We start from the raw sequence: 17638 nt of genomic DNA, 5'->3' as shown, positions 1-17638 counted from the left end.
AAAAATTCAATATATTCATAGTTTGCTCTTATTTAGAGAGGTGGAGGGAAGTGCCCTTTGAAGCCCGGCAACCGTCATTTAATTGAAATGGTGCCAATTCACTCAAAGCATTAGCTTTGAAAGATGAGAGAAAGGAATTTTCATAACAAGCCTTTCTGCTCATAAGCAGGAAGGCTTTTTTTATAAACAATGGATATGCTATAAATGTGTTGGTTTTTCTGGATTGAAGAGGTGAAGTATAAAATGATTTCAATAAAAGATGTAAAAAAGATTTTCTCAACGAAAAACGGGAAAGTAAATGCAGTAGACAATGTTAACCTCGAAATTAACGAGGGTGAAATATTCGGTGTAATCGGATACAGTGGTGCGGGTAAAAGTACATTGATTCGTATGTTAAATGGACTTGAAATCCCGACTGAAGGCGTTGTATCTGTAGCTGGGAATGAAGTTTCTCGCATAAAAGGTGCTAGCTTAAGAAAGGCTAGACAAGAAATAAGCATGATTTTCCAACATTTTAATTTATTGTGGTCTCGAACAGTACGAGAAAACATTGCGTTTCCATTAGAAATTGCTGGTGTACCTAAGAAAGCGCGACTAGAGAGAGTTAATGAATTAATTAAATTGGTTGGACTAGATGGTCGAGAGGATGCCTATCCCTCGCAATTAAGCGGTGGACAAAAACAGCGAGTAGGTATTGCTAGAGCACTTGCCAATAATCCTAAAGTACTGTTATGTGATGAGGCGACAAGTGCTCTAGATCCGCAAACAACTGATAGTATTCTCGACTTACTTGTTGATATTAATGAACGTTTAGGGTTAACTATTGTGTTAATTACGCATGAAATGCATGTCATTCGCAAGATTTGCCACCGTGTGGCTGTCATGGAAGGTGGAAGAATTGTTGAAATTGGCGAAGTGCTAGATGTGTTCCAAAAGCCAAAAGAACCTATTACGAAGCGATTTGTTCAACAAGTGACCGAACCGGAAGAAACGAAGGAAACGATTACACATTTACTGAGTGCTTATCCAAATGGCCAAATTGTTCAACTTGGATTTGTAGGTGGTTCAGCGGAACAACCATTAATCACAAACTTAATTCGCCACTACAATGTAACAGTGAATGTATTACAAGGAAAGATATCCCAAACACAAAGTGGCTCTTACGGTACCTTATTTATTCATATAGATGGAGAGTCGGATGAGGTTACCCGCGCGATTGAATATATTCATTCGCAGAAGGTTGGCGTGGAGGTGATTTCCCATGCTTAATGAATGGCTACCAAATGTGGATTGGGAAAGAATGTGGGAAGCAACAAAAGAAACTTTATATATGACAAGTATTTCTGTTATAGCCACGTTTATTTTAGGAATTATTCTTGGATTACTTTTGTTCTTAACCTCTAAAGGTAATATATGGCAAAATCAGCTAGTTAATAAGATCATTGCGGCATTCGTCAATGTCTTTCGATCCATTCCGTTTTTAATCTTGATTGTGTTATTAATCCCTTTCACAAAAATGATTTTAGGGACAATGATTGGTGAAAATGCAGCATTACCAGCACTCATTATTGGTGCAGCACCTTTCTATGCAAGAATGGTGGAAATTGGCTTACGTGAGATTGATAAAGGTGTCATTGAAGCCTCTAAATCGATGGGTGCAAAAACAAGTACAATTATATGGAAAGTACTCATCCCTGAATCTATGCCAGCGCTTGTTTCGGGTATTACCGTTACAGCGATTGCGCTAGTCGGATATACGGCAATGGCAGGTGTCATAGGTGCAGGAGGATTAGGGAACCTTGCCTACTTAGAAGGTTTCCAAAGAAGTAGATATGACGTTGTATGGATTGCAACGATTATTATCTTAATTATCGTGTTTATCATCCAAATGATTGGTGATTTGATTACTTCCAAACTAGACAAACGATAGGAGAGCTAAAAAAATGAAAAAATGGTTATCTGTTTTAATGATTGCAGCTGTTGTATTATTTATTGCTGCCTGTGGATCTTCAGATGAAGGTAGCGAAGGATCTGATGAAGGAACAAAAACATTAAAAATTGGGGCATCTAACGTACCGCATGCTGAAATCCTTAATGAAGCAAAACCTTTATTAGAAGAAAAAGGAATTGAGCTGGATATCACAACGTTCCAAGATTATATTGTACCGAACCAAGCGTTAGAGGGTGGCGATATTGATGCGAACTATTTCCAACATATCCCTTATTTAGAATCTCAAATGGCTGAAAATGATTATGATTTTGTTAATGCTGGTGGTGTTCATATCGAGCCAATTGGTGTTTATTCACAAGAATATGATAGCTTAGATGATCTTCCAGAAGGAGCAACAGTTATTATGAGTAGCTCTGTACCTGACCATGGTCGTATTTTGACAATGTTAGAAAAGGAAGGTTTGATTACACTAAAAGCTGATGTCGATAAAACGACAGCGACAATTGATGATATTGAGGAAAATACGAAAAATCTAAAGTTTGATACGGAGTATGAAGCAGCACTTCTTCCACAAATATATAATAATGGAGAAGGTGACGCAGTTCTAATTAACTCTAACTATGCAATTGATGCTGGCTTAAATCCAGTGGAAGATGCAATTGCACTTGAAGAAAGTGATTCTCCATATGTGAATGTAATCGCAGTTAGAGCTGGGGATGAAGACAAAGAAGAAATAAAAGCACTACTAGAAGTATTACACTCTGAAGAAATCCAAAGTTTCATTGAAGAACAATATGAAGGTGCAGTTGTACCTGTTACTGAATAATAGAAATTTATTAAAGAAGTCTACTTAGTTGTAGGCTTCTTTTTTTTGTAAGGCGATGTAAAAGATACATCCACTGAGTCAATCACCTTTTGGGGCTAACTAGGACAATTGATGGAGATAAGGTAGATGGCTTTTGAAGAATCCCTGAATTTGATTTGATAGAAACAAGAAGTGAGGAAAATTTGTATTATTAAGAAAGAAAATGATAAATATAATTTACAAGCTTTTCCCCATGATCGGTTTTCAGCGTACATCAAGGTTAAGGATACGAAAAATTGCTAATAAAAGCGGCTTGCGAACGAGAGAGAAAATTGCAAAGATAGCAGAACAAAAACCGATTAGATCGTATATCAGAAGTTGAAAATAAAAATCTTAATAAAAAACAAATAATAATTCTCTGTATATTGCTTAATCTTACAAAGGTGACCTTAACTGTTGATTAGAGGTGTTTTGCACAGACAAAATAGTCATTCCTAACCTTTGTATGAGTAAAGGTGAATATTTGTAAGTATTGACCCATGAATTTATGAATAAAAGAGGTGGATAAAACCAATCACGATAAATTCAGTAAAAAAGCGTATTTTCGTGTTTTATCGTGTTTGAGTCGGGTAAGTTTATAGTGTAGTATTTTTATTGTAATCATTATAACGCTTTAAACGGCGAAAATTTGAAAGGATTGATTCATTATTAGTCAGCTACAGCTGAATTACACAAGCGAAATGGAAAAGGCCATGCACGGAGCATATGGAGTAGGTTATGAAACGTATTGCCAAAGACAGGATGTAAGGATGCGCGTAGAAAAACAGCGTGAAAAAGATTACTTAAAGAGTCAAAGAATTGTTGCCGATATCGAACGTAAAGCACATGCTTAAATAAAGAGGAGAGCTGTCAGTTAGACGGCTCTTTTTGTATATAATAAATGAAAATGAGATTTAATTACGTCAATGTTAAGGTGGCGTGAAACCATATATTGTGTAAAAATTTGGTTTCTTTTGTTTATATAATGGCTTATGAACAAGATGATTATGCCGATTTTAATTTGGACATAAATGCAAGTAGAAAAGAACTTAACAATAAGTCATATATAAATAGAAGAAAAATGAGTTATTTTCGCTAAATTTAGTGTAGAATAATGGATGGTGATAGGTTTACAACATATACATAGTGGAAATATCGTCTAATATGTGCAAAGAGTTGATATCACATTTAATTTGTTATAAGATTGTAATGAGAATAAAGTGAGAATTAAACTAGAAATGAGATTTGACTTAACAGTGCAAATCTTTTTTATTACGGAGGTATAAACATGGCATCTACATTAACAATTAAAGACCTTCATGTTGAAATTGAAGGAAAAGAGATTTTAAAAGGTGTTAACCTTGAGATAAAGGGTGGAGAAATCCACGCAATTATGGGTCCTAACGGAACAGGTAAATCAACATTATCTTCCGCAATTATGGGACATCCGAAATATGAAGTAACAAAAGGAAGTATTATTTTAGATGGTGAAGATGTACTTGAAATGGAAGTAGATGAGCGCGCGCGCGCAGGTCTATTCCTAGCAATGCAGTACCCAAGTGAAATCAGTGGCGTAACAAATGCAGATTTTTTACGTTCCGCAATTAATAGCCGTCGAGAAGAAGGCGAAGAGATTTCTCTAATGAAATTCATTCGTAAAATGGATAAAAACATGGAGTATCTTGAAATGGATACAGATATGGCCCAACGTTACTTAAACGAAGGCTTCTCTGGTGGGGAGAAAAAACGTAATGAAATCCTACAGATGATGATGATTGAGCCTAAAATTGCGATTCTTGATGAAATTGATTCTGGATTAGATATCGATGCATTGAAAGTCGTTTCTAAAGGGATTAATGAAATGCGCGGTGAGGAATTTGGTTGCTTAATTATTACTCACTATCAACGTCTATTAAACTACATCACGCCTGATCACGTGCATGTAATGATGCAAGGTCGTGTCGTTAAGTCTGGTGGACCAGAATTAGCACAAAGACTAGAAGCTGAAGGTTATGACTGGATTAAAAAAGAATTAGGTATTGAAGACGAATCAGTTGAGCAAGAAGCGTAAGTTAGGAGGATCACTATGTCAACAGAAATAAAGTTACCATTTGATAAAGAATACGTACATTCTTTTTCAAAAGATATGGGCGAGCCTGCATGGATGACAGATCTCCGTGTAAACGCACTGGAGAAAGCTGAAGATCTTCCAATGCCTAAGCCTGATAAAACAAATATTTCAAAATGGAATTTCACTCAATTTGATAAGCATATCGTGGGAAGTGAAGATTACTCTTCATTAACTGACTTGCCAGAAGAAGTAAGAAGCTTAATCAATTTAGAATCAGCTGACCAAAATTTATATATTCAGCGTAATAATCGTCCGGCATATATCTCTTTATCAAAGACAGTTCTAGATCAAGGTGTTATTTTCACCGACATCTTTACTGCTGCTAGAGAGCACGGAGAGCTGTTACAAAAATATTATATGACAGATGGGGTAAAGGTTGACGAACATAAGTTAACAGCTTTACATGCTGCACTGATGAATGGTGGCGTATTTGTCTATATTCCTAAAAATGTAGAAATCAAAGAGCCACTACACTCTGTATTTATTCACGACGATCAAGAAGCAAACCTATTCAATCATGTATTATTGGTTGCTGAAGATAATAGTTCTGTTACTTATGTAGAAAACTACATTTCAACAATGGAAGAAAGCAAAGGCATTTTTAACATCATTTCCGAAGTTGTTGCTAATACAAATGCAAAAGTAACTTATGGAGCGGTAGACACTTTATCTGCTGGAACTACTGTATATGTGAATCGTCGCGGAGTTGCTGGCCGAGATGCACGTATTGAATGGGCATTAGGCTTAATGAATGATGGCGATACAGTATCTGATAATAAAACGAATTTAATCGGCGATGGTTCATATGGAGATATGAAAACAGTCGTTGTAGGTCGCGGGAAACAAACGCAAAACTTTACAACAAACATCGTACACTTTGGTAAAGCATCTGAAGGTTACATCTTAAAACATGGTGTAATGAAGGATGCAGCTACTTCCATCTTTAATGGAATTGGTAAAATTGAGCACGGAGCGACAAAGGCAAATGCAGAACAAGAATCTCGTGTATTAATGTTAAGCGAAAAAGCACGTGGAGATGCGAATCCAATTCTATTGATTGATGAAGATGATGTAACAGCTGGTCACGCAGCTTCTGTTGGTCGTGTCGACCCGTTACAATTATATTATTTGATGAGTCGTGGTATTTCACAAAAAGAAGCAGAACGCCTTGTTATTCATGGCTTCCTTGCTCCAGTAGTTAATGCTCTTCCTATCGAAGGGGTTAAAAAGCAATTAACAGCTGTGATCGAAGGGAAAGTTCAATAATGAATGCAAAAGAGATTCGCGAGCTATTTCCAATACTAAATCAAGAAGTCAATGGCCATCCATTAGTGTATTTAGATAGCGGTGCTACATCACAAAAACCAATTCAAGTGATTGAAGCGGTACAAAAATATTATCATAACGATAATTCAAATGTTCATAGAGGTGTACACACTTTAGGTACAAGGGCTACTGACGGCTATGAAGGCGCCAGAGAAAAAGTCCGCAAGTTTATCAGGGCAAAATCCACTGAAGAAATTATCTTTACTAGAGGAACAACGACTAGTATAAATAAAGTGGCTGCAAGCTATGCGAGAGCGAATCTTTCAGAAGGGGATGAGATTGTTATCTCCTATATGGAGCACCATAGTAATATTATTCCTTGGCAACAAGTGGCTAAGGAAACTGGTGCAACATTAAAATATTTACCATTACAAGAAGATGGAACAATTGCTCTGAGTGATGTTTCCGCTACAATTACAGACCAAACGAAAATTGTTTCTGTTACACTTGTATCTAACGTATTGGGTGTAATCAATCCTATTAAAGATATTGCCAAAATTGCTCATCAGCATGGAGCTGTAATGGTTGTTGATGCTGCACAAGGGGCACCGCATTTAAAAATTGATGTGCAAGATCTAGATTGTGATTTTCTTGCTTTTTCAGGACATAAAATGTGTGGACCTACTGGTATTGGTGTTCTTTATGGAAAGAAACAACTTTTAGAAAATATGGAGCCAGTTGAATTTGGTGGCGAAATGATTGATTTTGTCGGCTTATATGAGTCTACATGGAAAGAACTTCCGTGGAAGTTTGAAGGTGGCACACCAATCATTGCTGGAGCGATTGGACTAGGTGCAGCGATTGATTTCTTGGAAGAAATTGGTTTAGACCAAATTGAGGCTCATGAACATAAGCTTGCTGCTTATGCTTTAGAGAGACTTTCTGAAGTAGAAGGCATGAAAATTTTCGGTCCAAAAACAGCAGCAAATCGTGCAGGAATTGTTACATTTAATTTAGATGATGTTCACCCGCATGATGTGGCAACGGTATTAGACGCTGAAGGAATCGCTATTAGAGCGGGACATCATTGTGCACAGCCGTTAATGAAATGGTTGAAGCAATCAGCAACAGCTAGAGCAAGCTTCTATTTATATAACACAGAAGAAGATATTGATAAGCTTACAGCAGGGCTTATTAAAACGAAGGAGTATTTCAGCGATGTCTTTTAATAACTTAGATACCCTCTATCGCCAAGTGATTATGGATCACTACAAGAACCCTCGAAACAAAGGCGTGCTTGAAGATGATAGCTTAACAGTTAATATGAATAATCCGACTTGTGGAGATAGAATTCAGTTAACCTTAAAGCTCGAAGATGGGAAAGTCGCTGATGCCAAATTTGAAGGTGAAGGCTGTTCTATCTCAATGTCATCGGCATCTATGATGACACAGGCGATTAAGGGAAAAACAAAGGAAGAAGCAGTAAAGCTATCTCATATTTTTTCTGATATGATGCTTGGGAAAGATTATGACGACGATATCGATTTGGGTGATATTGAAGCACTTCAAGGTGTTTCCCAATTTCCGGCACGTATTAAGTGTGCGACACTAGCGTGGAAGGCGATGGAAAAGGGAATGAACGAGGAAGATACAGCTAAGTAGTCATAGAGTTGTGACGTTAAAATAAATCATGGTGAAGGATTTTTCTAACCATAAGAATGGAGGAATACGAAATGGCAAAAAAAGCACCTGAAATCGGCGATTACAAGTATGGATTTGCCGATAAGGACATTTCCATTTTCCGGTCAAAACGCGGTTTAACTAAAGAAATCGTGCAAGAGATTTCTAAAATGAAGGAAGAGCCTCAATGGATGCTTGACTTCCGATTAAAATCTTTAGAGCACTTCTACAATATGCCAATGCCTCAATGGGGTGGCGATCTATCAGCACTAAACTTTGATGAGATTACGTATTATGTAAAACCATCTGAGAAAACAGAGCGTTCTTGGGATGAGGTACCTGAAGAAATCAAACAAACTTTTGATAAGTTAGGTATTCCAGAAGCGGAGCAAAAATATCTTGCTGGGGTTTCAGCTCAATACGAATCTGAGGTTGTTTACCATAATATGCAAGAGGATCTTGAGTCAAAAGGAATTGTCTTTAAAGATACAGATTCTGCCCTACGTGAAAACGAAGATATTTTCCGTGAGCACTGGGCAAAGGTAATCCCACCGACAGATAATAAATTCGCTGCATTAAACTCAGCCGTATGGTCTGGTGGTTCATTCATCTACGTTCCTAAAGGAATTAAAGTAGACACACCATTACAAGCTTACTTCCGTATTAACTCTGAGAATATGGGTCAGTTCGAGCGTACGTTAATCATTGTAGATGAAGGCGCACATGTACACTATGTTGAAGGTTGTACAGCACCTGTTTATACAACAAATTCACTGCATAGTGCCGTAGTTGAAATTATCATCAAAAAAGGCGCATATTGCCGTTATACAACAATTCAAAACTGGGCAAATAACGTGTTTAACCTCGTTACAAAACGTGCAGTTTGTGAAGAAAATGCAACAATGGAATGGATTGATGGTAACATCGGATCCAAACTAACGATGAAATATCCAGCCGTTATTCTTAAAGGTGAAGGCGCTCGTGGTATGACATTGTCCATCGCATTAGCAGGTAAAGGACAACACCAAGATGCAGGTGCGAAAATGCTACACTTAGCACCTAATACATCTTCGACAATTGTCTCTAAATCAATTGCTAAACAAGGTGGTAAAGTAACTTACCGTGGAATTGTTCAATTTGGACGTAAAGCAACTGGCGCACGTTCAAATATTGAATGTGATACATTAATTATGGATAATCAGTCAACTTCTGATACGATTCCTTATAATGAAATCATGAATGACAATATTTCATTAGAGCACGAAGCAAAGGTATCTAAAGTATCTGAAGAACAACTATTTTATCTAATGAGCAGAGGTATTTCTGAAGAAGAGGCAACAGAAATGATTGTTATGGGCTTCATCGAACCATTTACAAAAGAACTTCCAATGGAATATGCTGTTGAAATGAACCGTTTGATCAAGTTCGAGATGGAAGGTTCAATTGGATAAATGCTTAAAACCCTTATTATTTAAGGGTTTTTTGTTTGGAGTAATAGAGGGAAAATACGTTCGTGCCGATTCAGATTATTTTCTCGTTTATTTTTAGTATATGAGGCGAACTTTTTTAGTTCGTCTTCTTTTTTTGAGTTTAAGTCAGAGGTTATTTAGTTTAATCAGTCATGCTACTTTTTCATAATTGTCTACAGAGTGAGATGCATGCAAGGAATTTCCCCACCCAAAAACAGCAAGTCGTTCGTTTATTGTCATAATTTTTGAATGTCGATTATGTTTTTAGGTTACTACGCTATTTTGGGAAGCCAAATGCATTTGCATTAACAACACGGTTGAAACAATAGAGTAGCAAATGCGTCTTATATACCTAGACCAGTAATTTGCTCATTATATTTTTACTCCTCCATTCTATAGAAAAAATAGGCTTTCTATATGTATTTTTATGAAGGGCTGTCCACACGGGCAGTCCTTTTTACTTATATATTATAGAAAGGAGAGTGTTTTTATATGGTTAATGTGATAAAGCAGCTGGTATCTCAGGAAGTGGTTAATCAACGCTCTTATGGTAAAGGGAACAAAATTCAATATATAACACCACATCAAACAGGAAATATGGGAATCGGAGCAAATGCACAGATGCACGCTAATTTACAGTCGAACTTAAATGCAAGACAAGCTAGTTGGCACTACCAAGTGGATGATCGCATGGTAATTCAGTCATTTGAAGATGATGTGATGTGCTGGGCAGCAGGAGATGGGCGAGGTCCGGGGAATACGGCGTCGATTCATATTGAAATGTGCATCAATGCCGATGGAGGTTATGAACAGACAATCAATAATGGAGCAGCATTAGTCAAAATGTTGATGGACAAGTATGGGTTGGATCGGAGTAGAATTAAACAACATCACGATTGGTCAGGGAAAAACTGCCCAGCACAATTGCGCGCGGGTTATAAGGGCATTACATGGGAGGATTTTTTGAATAAAGTAGATGGGGTGCAGGAAGAGGAAAATTTCGGATCCCCTTCCCCCGGTCCTAATCAGCCGAAACCAAAACCAAAACCGGTTGAGAATGGAAATAGTATTGTCGACTATCTTAACGCACAAGGGATCGACTCATCTTTCAAGAATCGAGCAATATTAGCAAAGCAATATGGGATGAATAATTATCAAGGTACGGCGGCGCAAAACATTGCTTTATTAGAAAAAATCAAAAAAGGAGTGCCGAAGAAGCCACAAATAGCCCCGAAAGCGAATCTGAATGTGGACGGAAAATGGGGAAAATCAACAACGAGAGCACTACAAAAAGCACTTGGTACTCCTGTTGATGGTATCATCAGTAATCAGCCGAAAAATAGTGTAACGAATGCCTTCTATGATGGAACGATTCACTTTGCTAGTGGAAAACAAGGAAGTCCGATGGTAAAAGCATTACAACGAATGATTGGTGCAAATCCTGATGGTTTTATGGGTCCTCATACAGTAAGAGCGTTACAAATATATTTGGGGACGGTTGTTGATGGTGTACTAAGTCGTCCATCCCTCGTTGTAAAAGAAATGCAACGACGACTAAATGCAGGAACTTTTGTTAAATAAATGAAGATAAAATAAAAAGCAAGGTTACTTTAATGGAAGTATTCACCTTGCTTTTTTTATATTATTGCATAGAGAAATTCAATTGACTTGTATATCCAAAGAATAAAGATCCTTAATGGAATAATCATTTTTCCTTAGAGTTCGCCGTTTTCATGTTTGTATGTGAAGCTTGACCAATCTGTAGTCCCTATCTTTCTTAATTCAATAGCAGCTTCCTCAGGTGTCATTTGAAAAGAGTCATATACCCATTCAGCCAGAAAGCCAACTGTGCCATAGCTAGAAAAGGAGGCGTAACTTTTATGGTTATAGACATGCATTAATGCTGCAGATAGTTCTCGTGATAATTGGTGAATGAATTGTGGGTTTTTTAACTGTTCTTTATAAAAAGATTGATAAGAAAAGACATGATTACATATATCCTTGGTTGTTTCTTCAACCTTTAAATGGGGATGGTGCATTTTTTTAGCTTGAGGATAAAAGGCTAAAAATTCGTTGATAATGTCCTTTGAGAGTTGCTCAAGCAAATCATATTTATCATAGTAATAGACATAGAAGGTAGAGCGACTAATGCCTGCTCTTTTTACAATCTCTTTTACTGTTATAGAAGAGAATGTCTTTTGATGTAATAGCTCTAGTAGTGCTGTGATGATATAAGCTTTTGCAGATGTATTTTGTAGCATTGCTTCCTCATCTCCTTAAATTGGACATTTAGTGTGAAAATGTCGTTTGTTTGTATTGGCTTGTTTTTTTACAATTATAAGTGATAGTAAATTGAAGTATAACGGAGGGGAACATAAGTGACAAATGTTCATGTAATAACTGGTGGTACAGGTGGCATGGGAAAAGCGATTGCAGAAGCGTTAAACAAGGAAGATATCTATTTGCTCGCCGATGTGAATGAAGAGAGATTAAAACAGACCCAGCAAGAGTTAAATGACAAAGGAATCGCTCAAGTACATTATCAAACAGTAGATATAACAGATCAAGAAAATGTTCGAGCATTGGTGCAAAAGGCTGATTCATTAGGTGAGTTAAAGTCCATCATCAATACAGCTGGATTATCACCGACGATGGCTGATGCGAAAAGAATTGTTGATGTTAATTTAAAAGGAACAAGTATCATTTTAAATGCCTTCTATGAAATCGCACAAAAAGGGACAGTTGCCGTCTGTATTTCCTCAATGAGTGGACATATGGTGCCAAAGGAAGGGCCGTATAGCGAAATACTAAAGGCGCCGTTAGCTGAAGATTTACACAAGAAGATGGAGCCTTTCTATCAAACGAATTCTGGTGCTGCCTATAGCTTTTCGAAATTAGGTGTTTTATTAATTGTAGAAGACCAAGCATGGAAGTGGGGACAGAAAGGGGCGCGAATTGTTTCTGTTTCTCCAGGTACGATAAATACACCAATGGGTAGACAGGAAGCTAGTCAATCTGAGCAAATGAAGATGTTACTAGAAAAAACACCTTTGCAGCGTGAAGGAGAATCAACTGAAATTGCTTCAGCCGTTGCGTTTCTAGTGAGTGATGCTGCAAGCTATATTACTGGAACTGATTTAAGAGTCGATGGTGGCACTGTCGCTAACCTAAAATAAAAAAGAAACCCTGCTGAATAGACTTTCATCAGCAGGGTTTCTTTATTGACTGTATCAACATTGACTAGTGTTTCGGTGAAAATTGCTGAAAAACCGTTTTTGTTGGTTCAGGGTATATTTCTTTTCCAGCAATTGAATTGATGATTTTTAGATTTCTTAGAACAGATAGGCCTAGATTTGTTGCACTAGCCCCGTGAGAATGCTCGATATTGGTTAAGGTATAGATATGATTTGTTTTCTTTTTCTTAAAGTCAATTTGATAATTTTCCGTTACTTTGAATCGTTTATTGTCTTCCCAAATAATTTCATCGGCAAATTGTGATAACCAATTCGGTAGGGCGGGTTTATAACCAGTTGCTAAGACGACCTTTTCCGTTTGATGAGTAAATTTTTTCTCCTGCTGCCATTGTTGACAATGTAGATGGTACGTCTTCTCTATTTTCTCTATTTTCTTCGCTTCTGTTAAGGGTTGGATAGTTACATTGAGTTTTTCTCCACTAATAGAACGATGGTAAAGCAGATTATAAATTTTCTTTAAAGTTTCGGGGTCAATGCCATTCCGTAGTTGATTTAAAGAATCTAATGCTTCTAGACGATGGTCAAAATCAAGTTGATGGAAATAATGAATATATTCAGGCGAGAAAAATTCTTTCCCTAATTTGGCATCTTCTTTTTGAAAAAGGCCTGAAGATCTTGTAAACCATGTTAGTTCATAATCGTGGTTTTTCTGATCTAACAATAAGTCGTAAAAAATCTCAGATGCACTTTGACCAGAACCGATTACAGTGACTGAATGCCCACTTTTCAATTGCTTCTCATGAAACAAATACTCACTTGAGTGACTAATATCATTGTTTGGCCAATCTCCATCTAATCCCTTTGGAACCATTGGTATACTGCCAGTTCCGATAATGAGATTCTTTGTTAAATAGTTGGATACTTCTTTTTTTAGTAGATTCTCTACAGTTACTTGATAAAGATGATCTTTTGTTTCTATCACATTTGTTACACGATGGCTGAAATAACAATGTGATAATTGATGGGCTACCCAACTACAATAGTCACTATATTCTTTGCGCGGAATGTTGAATTGGTTGAAAAAGTAGAACGCATATAAGCGCTCATTAGTATGTAAATAATTGATAAATGTATATGGACTAGTTGGGTCGGCAAATGTTACTAAATCAGCTAAAAAGGGTGTCTGTAAATCTGTGCCCTCTATAAGCATACCTGGATGCCATACAAACTCCTCTTCTTGTTCAAAAAATAATCCATCTATCTCTTTGACTTGATCAGTTAAAGCTGCAAGACTTAAATTAAAAGGCCCTAAGCCAATGCCAATAAAGTCATAAACGACAGGTGTGCCCAATAGTATCCCTTCTTCCGTTAATAGGTGAAATATCTATTCTGTATTTTCCCTTCCTCTCATATATTCTAAACATAGAGAAATGTTCTGTAGGTTTAAGTGTTTTTTTTCTGGGGTATGTAAGAGTATCGAACAAATACACAACAGAAAGGACAATGTAAAATGCTCTGGACGATTATCGGTATTTTAATTATTTTATGGATTTTGGGATTTAGCTTTGATGTCGCAGGAGGACTTGTCCACCTATTATTAGTTATTGCACTCGTCGTTTTATTATTCCAATTAATTACTGGAAGACGTAGACCTTAACGGGACATCTGAGGGTAAATAATATAAGAACGAACGCCCACCTTAATGAAGGTGGGCGTTTTCATTGTGTCGTTTGATTGAAGAAATGTTCATTCAAGATATGATATCGATTATATACGATTTTATTAAAGATAAGAGCATTTAAAATGATTAAAGAATGAATAGTAGTGTGAGCAATAAAAATAGTGTATTGCCAAACGCTATTTTTTACATTAAAATGAGAATGATTATCATTGTTGAAAGGTTAAAATCAAATTAAATTCTCAAATGATTAGCTTTTAATATTTCGGAATTTTCTTCACTTTGAATGAGATTGCTGTGATAATTAATTTTTTTGGAAATGGAGCTTTGATTAATGAAGAAATTATATTTTATTATGCTTTTATTTGTACTCATTTTAGCTGGTTGTATGCAAAAGGAAGAAGAGAGTAATAGTGGAGAAGAGAATAATAGCAATCAAACGATTGTCATTGAAGATGCGTCAGGTGAACGCAGCTTTGAAGGAGTTCAGGAGAAAGTAGTTGCTCTTGAATGGAGCGTGGCTGAAGAGTTATTAGCTGTTGGTGTACAACCAGCTGCAGTAGCTGATGTAGAGGGGTTTAATAAGTGGGTAACAATTGACGCTAAATTAGATGATAGTGTTGTGGATATTGGTTTAAGAACAGAACCAAATATTGAAGAAATAGCAAAGTTAGAGCCCGATGTGATTATTGGTATGGAATATCAAGAACAGTTTAAAGCGGACCTTGAAAACATAGCTCCTGTAGTGATTTTTGATAGTTCTACAGAGGAAGCTCAAAAAGACTTATATGCTTACATGTTACATACATTAAAGCAGACAGGTAAGCTAGTAGGTAAAGAACAAGAGGCTGACGAGGCAGTTGCTCATTTAGAGGAAAAAATGGCAGAAGCGAAAGAGAATATATCTGCAGCTCAATTAAAGACAAATGAATTTGTTTTTACACAAGCTTATTCTGCGAATCAAGCCCCGACCTTTCGATTATTTACAGAAAACTCAACGGTGAGCCATACACTTGAAGGTATAGGATTGACGAATAAAATACAGGACCAAGATCCTCAGCCGAGTGGTTTTATTGCAACAAATGTAGAGGGTGTATCTAAGTACGAAGAAGCTATATTTCTTCATACTGTACAAAAAGATGATCCGTTATTTAATAATTTAGAAGGAAACAAAGCTTGGAATTCTTTATACTTTGTAGAAAATGATTTGATGTACGATGTAGGCGCAGGTGTGTGGACGTTTGGTAGTGTTCTTTCTATGGAAACTTTAGTTGATCATGTTGAAGAGACATTAGTGAAGTAATGTTATGAGAGTTAAACCCTTTCTATTATTTGCGGTATGTGTGCTCTTGTTTATTATTCTTGGTCTCATCCACTTGAGCCAAGGACAAGCTTCAACAGGCTTACTCAGCTTTTGGATGGAAGTATGGGATAATGAGCAGGAACTGAATTTTCTCCTTTATAGTAGAATGCCGAGGTTTTTAATTGGTTGTTTAGTTGGAGCTGCACTTGCCGTAGCAGGGATGTTATTACAAACAATGACAAGAAACCCACTCGCAAGTGCAAGTACACTAGGCATTCATGCAGGAGCATTTTTCTTTGTTGTTCTTTTTTCCATTTTCTTTCCTTCTATAAAGGGTGCCTTTCCATTTTTGGTGACGATGCTTGGAGGAATTATAGCAGCTTTAATTGTTAGTTTTTTAGTAGGTAGAGCATTGGATCCTATTAGAATCGCATTAACTGGATTGATAGTAACAATGTTGTTTTCTTCATTTACTAGTGCCCTGCAGCTTTTATATGAAAATGAAGTGTCCGGGTTATTTTTATGGGGAGCGGGAACATTGTTACAGCTTGATTGGAGTGGCGTTCAATTTGCTTTGCCATGGGTTCTCTTCACTCTTCTTTTTGCCTTTATAATAGGTCATCGTTTTGACGCTTTACTGTTGGGGGAAGATGTAGCTGTAGGATTAGGACAAAATGTGATGATAAGTAAATTAATAGGTTGGGGCATTGCAATTATATTAGCTGCTGTCTCTGTTACAGTAGTAGGCCCAATTGGCTTTGTTGGTATTATGGCTCCACATATTGTTCGTTTAATGGGATTTAGAAAGCATCGATCCATGCTAATAGGAAATATAGTGGTCGGTGCAGGCTTACTCATATGTGCTGACATCTTTGTTCGTATGATATCTAGTATGTCTGAGTTACCTGTAGGAGCAATGACGGCCATTATAGGAGCACCTTGGTTAGTCTATTTAGCCTTAAAGATAAGTAGGAAAACGAGAACTGCTGGAGGAGCATTAGAGGGGAAAGTGCGAATTAAGCATGTTAAAAGATTTTATGTCCTCATATCTCTCGCCGTTCTTGGATTAGTAGGGTTTAGCCTTTCGTTTGGGGGAACAAGTTTCACTAGTCTTTTAGAATTGCCAAGAGAATTGATGTATAATACCTTCGTTTGGGATTTTCGCTTGCCTCGAGTGGTTGTCAGCTTCGGAATTGGTATGATGATGGCGGCTAGCGGTTTAATGATGCAGACTGTTTTACGTAACCCACTTGCTGACGCTTCTGTTTTAGGTGTGACTTCAGGTGCAAGTGTAGTGGCGATGTTGGTTCTCATTGTTTTTCCACAAGCCCCCTTTGTCCTTATTCCAATTGGTGCATTAATTGGTGCACTTGTCACAATGGGAATTGTATTGTTTATTAGTGCGCGGAGCGGTTATCAACCGATGATTCTATTATTAATGGGTGTTGCTGTATCCGCGGTAGGTTCTGCTATTATACAGATTTTATTAGTACGTGCGAACCTTCATGCATCACAAGCTTTAACATGGCTTGCTGGTAGCACCTATGGGACAAGCTGGAGTGATCTAGTAATTGTGATGATAACATCGTTACTACTATTTCCGGTTATTCTCTATATGGCCAATACATTCGAGATCTTATCATTGAGTGATGAACTATCCATTGGTTTAGGTGTGAAAACAAGTAAAATGCGTATGTTTATGATTATACTAGCTGTTATGTTGTCAAGCATCAGTGTATCAGTGGTTGGAGCAATTGGGTTTATCGGTTTACTAGCTCCACATATTGCTAGACAACTGGTCGGTCCGAAGCTACTACAATTACTGCCATTAACCATAGTAATTGGCGGGATTTTACTTATTTCAGCTGATTTTCTTGGAAGAGTCGTTTTAGCTCCGAAAGAAATACCTGCTGGAATAATTGTTTCTTTAATTGGTGCACCATACTTACTTTATTTATTGAAAAAAACGAACAAAATCAAAGCGAGTTAACCTGTTTAATAAAAAATAATCTGAACAATGGTTCGGGTTATTTTTTTTCTTTTTAACTCATAGTAAAAAACGAATATTTGATTTATACCATTTCCATAAGTTACTTTTTCTATATGCTTATCCTTATTACTG

The 17638-nt window shown here is 36.9% G+C and carries 16 protein-coding genes and 1 riboswitch; of the genes, 14 read left to right on the top strand and 2 right to left on the bottom strand.

Translation table 11 applies throughout. The annotated features are described in order from the left end of the window. Positions 1-25 precede the first annotated feature (25 nt). A riboswitch (SAM riboswitch) is annotated at positions 26-130 on the top strand. Positions 131-243: 113 nt separating this feature from the next. The 10 genes from MKX67_RS19360 to MKX67_RS19315 all read left to right on the top strand — a co-directional run bounded on the left by MKX67_RS19360 (position 244) and on the right by MKX67_RS19315 (position 10922). Then, positions 244-1269 carry a methionine ABC transporter ATP-binding protein gene (locus MKX67_RS19360; RefSeq protein WP_095371991.1) on the top strand — a complete coding sequence of 342 codons (1026 nt, stop codon included), beginning with the start codon at positions 244-246 and terminating at the stop codon, positions 1267-1269. Continuing rightward, a complete protein-coding gene (locus MKX67_RS19355) occupies positions 1262-1930 on the top strand; it encodes a methionine ABC transporter permease (RefSeq protein ID WP_095371992.1) in 669 nt (222 codons plus the stop codon). Before MKX67_RS19360 ends, MKX67_RS19355 begins: the two co-directional genes overlap by 8 nt. Positions 1931-1943: 13 nt before the next feature. Continuing rightward, positions 1944-2777 carry a MetQ/NlpA family ABC transporter substrate-binding protein gene (locus MKX67_RS19350; protein WP_342488607.1) on the top strand — a complete coding sequence of 278 codons (834 nt, stop codon included), beginning with the start codon at positions 1944-1946 and terminating at the stop codon, positions 2775-2777. A gap of 731 nt (positions 2778-3508) precedes the next feature. Beyond that, the gene (locus MKX67_RS19345) at positions 3509-3649 is read left to right on the top strand and encodes a hypothetical protein (protein WP_180316907.1); all 141 of its coding nucleotides are present in this window, start codon (positions 3509-3511) and stop codon (positions 3647-3649) included. 434 nt (positions 3650-4083) lie between these two features. Then, on the top strand, positions 4084-4866 hold the full coding sequence (gene sufC, locus MKX67_RS19340; RefSeq protein ID WP_095371994.1) for a Fe-S cluster assembly ATPase SufC: 783 nt from the start codon (positions 4084-4086) through the stop codon (positions 4864-4866). A 15-nt stretch (positions 4867-4881) separates the two neighbouring features. Beyond that, a complete protein-coding gene (gene sufD, locus MKX67_RS19335) occupies positions 4882-6192 on the top strand; it encodes a Fe-S cluster assembly protein SufD (RefSeq protein ID WP_342488606.1) in 1311 nt (436 codons plus the stop codon). Next, positions 6192-7421 (top strand): cysteine desulfurase, encoded by a 1230-nt coding sequence (locus MKX67_RS19330; protein ID WP_095371996.1) that lies wholly within the window; start codon positions 6192-6194, stop codon positions 7419-7421. Before sufD ends, MKX67_RS19330 begins: the two co-directional genes overlap by 1 nt. After that, entirely contained in the window at positions 7411-7854 is a 444-nt protein-coding gene (gene sufU, locus MKX67_RS19325) for a Fe-S cluster assembly sulfur transfer protein SufU (RefSeq protein ID WP_095371997.1), read from the top strand. Before MKX67_RS19330 ends, sufU begins: the two co-directional genes overlap by 11 nt. 71 nt (positions 7855-7925) lie before the next feature. Then, a complete protein-coding gene (sufB, locus tag MKX67_RS19320) occupies positions 7926-9323 on the top strand; it encodes a Fe-S cluster assembly protein SufB (RefSeq protein ID WP_095371998.1) in 1398 nt (465 codons plus the stop codon). Between the two features lie 510 nt (positions 9324-9833). Continuing rightward, on the top strand, positions 9834-10922 hold the full coding sequence (locus MKX67_RS19315; RefSeq protein WP_342488605.1) for an N-acetylmuramoyl-L-alanine amidase: 1089 nt from the start codon (positions 9834-9836) through the stop codon (positions 10920-10922). A gap of 134 nt (positions 10923-11056) precedes the next feature. Here MKX67_RS19315 and MKX67_RS19310 read toward each other — a convergent pair whose 3' ends face one another. Further along, complete coding sequence (locus MKX67_RS19310) at positions 11057-11602, bottom strand: TetR/AcrR family transcriptional regulator (RefSeq protein WP_095372000.1); 546 nt, start codon at positions 11600-11602, stop codon at positions 11057-11059. 117 nt (positions 11603-11719) lie between these two features. Here MKX67_RS19310 and MKX67_RS19305 point away from each other — a divergent pair, with 117 nt between their 5' ends. After that, positions 11720-12517, top strand: a complete 798-nt coding sequence (locus tag MKX67_RS19305; protein WP_095372001.1) for an SDR family oxidoreductase — start codon at positions 11720-11722, stop codon at positions 12515-12517. Between the two features lie 64 nt (positions 12518-12581). Here the strand turns inward: MKX67_RS19305 and MKX67_RS19300 are convergent, their stop codons facing one another. Then, positions 12582-13886 carry a SidA/IucD/PvdA family monooxygenase gene (locus MKX67_RS19300; RefSeq protein WP_342488604.1) on the bottom strand — a complete coding sequence of 435 codons (1305 nt, stop codon included), beginning with the start codon at positions 13884-13886 and terminating at the stop codon, positions 12582-12584. A gap of 159 nt (positions 13887-14045) precedes the next feature. On the opposite strand from MKX67_RS19300, the gene MKX67_RS19295 reads away from it, so the two are divergent. The 3 genes from MKX67_RS19295 (at position 14046) to MKX67_RS19285 (ending at position 17506) form a co-directional block, all read left to right on the top strand. Continuing rightward, positions 14046-14192 (top strand): lmo0937 family membrane protein, encoded by a 147-nt coding sequence (locus MKX67_RS19295; RefSeq protein WP_157733904.1) that lies wholly within the window; start codon positions 14046-14048, stop codon positions 14190-14192. A 355-nt stretch (positions 14193-14547) separates the two neighbouring features. Then, positions 14548-15516 carry an iron-siderophore ABC transporter substrate-binding protein gene (locus MKX67_RS19290; RefSeq protein ID WP_342488603.1) on the top strand — a complete coding sequence of 323 codons (969 nt, stop codon included), beginning with the start codon at positions 14548-14550 and terminating at the stop codon, positions 15514-15516. Positions 15517-15520: 4 nt separating this feature from the next. After that, complete coding sequence (locus MKX67_RS19285; protein ID WP_307318385.1) at positions 15521-17506, top strand: iron ABC transporter permease; 1986 nt, start codon at positions 15521-15523, stop codon at positions 17504-17506. Positions 17507-17638: the final 132 nt, after the last annotated feature.

Origin of the sequence: Cytobacillus sp. FSL W7-1323 (genome assembly GCF_038595015.1) — a bacterium.
Lineage (GTDB): Bacteria > Bacillota > Bacilli > Bacillales > Cytobacillaceae > Cytobacillus > Cytobacillus kochii.
Note: the sequence above shows the minus strand (reverse complement) of the source record. Positions and strands in the feature narration are given on the sequence as shown.

Bases quoted from the DNA above. Each gene is read 5' to 3' on its own strand.
- MKX67_RS19295 (WP_157733904.1), top strand. From the start codon at position 14,046: ATGCTCTGGACGATTATCGGTATTTTAATTATTTTATGGATTTTGGGA.
- MKX67_RS19355 (WP_095371992.1), top strand. From the start codon at position 1,262: ATGCTTAATGAATGGCTACCAAATGTGGATTGGGAAAGAATGTGGGAA.
- sufC (WP_095371994.1), top strand. From the start codon at position 4,084: ATGGCATCTACATTAACAATTAAAGACCTTCATGTTGAAATTGAAGGA.
- MKX67_RS19290 (WP_342488603.1), top strand. From the start codon at position 14,548: ATGAAGAAATTATATTTTATTATGCTTTTATTTGTACTCATTTTAGCT.
- MKX67_RS19330 (WP_095371996.1), top strand. From the start codon at position 6,192: ATGAATGCAAAAGAGATTCGCGAGCTATTTCCAATACTAAATCAAGAA.
- MKX67_RS19285 (WP_307318385.1), top strand. From the start codon at position 15,521: ATGAGAGTTAAACCCTTTCTATTATTTGCGGTATGTGTGCTCTTGTTT.
- sufB (WP_095371998.1), top strand. From the start codon at position 7,926: ATGGCAAAAAAAGCACCTGAAATCGGCGATTACAAGTATGGATTTGCC.
- sufD (WP_342488606.1), top strand. From the start codon at position 4,882: ATGTCAACAGAAATAAAGTTACCATTTGATAAAGAATACGTACATTCT.
- MKX67_RS19310 (WP_095372000.1), bottom strand. From the start codon at position 11,602: ATGCTACAAAATACATCTGCAAAAGCTTATATCATCACAGCACTACTA.
- MKX67_RS19350 (WP_342488607.1), top strand. From the start codon at position 1,944: ATGAAAAAATGGTTATCTGTTTTAATGATTGCAGCTGTTGTATTATTT.
- MKX67_RS19315 (WP_342488605.1), top strand. From the start codon at position 9,834: ATGGTTAATGTGATAAAGCAGCTGGTATCTCAGGAAGTGGTTAATCAA.
- MKX67_RS19345 (WP_180316907.1), top strand. From the start codon at position 3,509: ATGCACGGAGCATATGGAGTAGGTTATGAAACGTATTGCCAAAGACAG.
- MKX67_RS19360 (WP_095371991.1), top strand. From the start codon at position 244: ATGATTTCAATAAAAGATGTAAAAAAGATTTTCTCAACGAAAAACGGG.
- sufU (WP_095371997.1), top strand. From the start codon at position 7,411: ATGTCTTTTAATAACTTAGATACCCTCTATCGCCAAGTGATTATGGAT.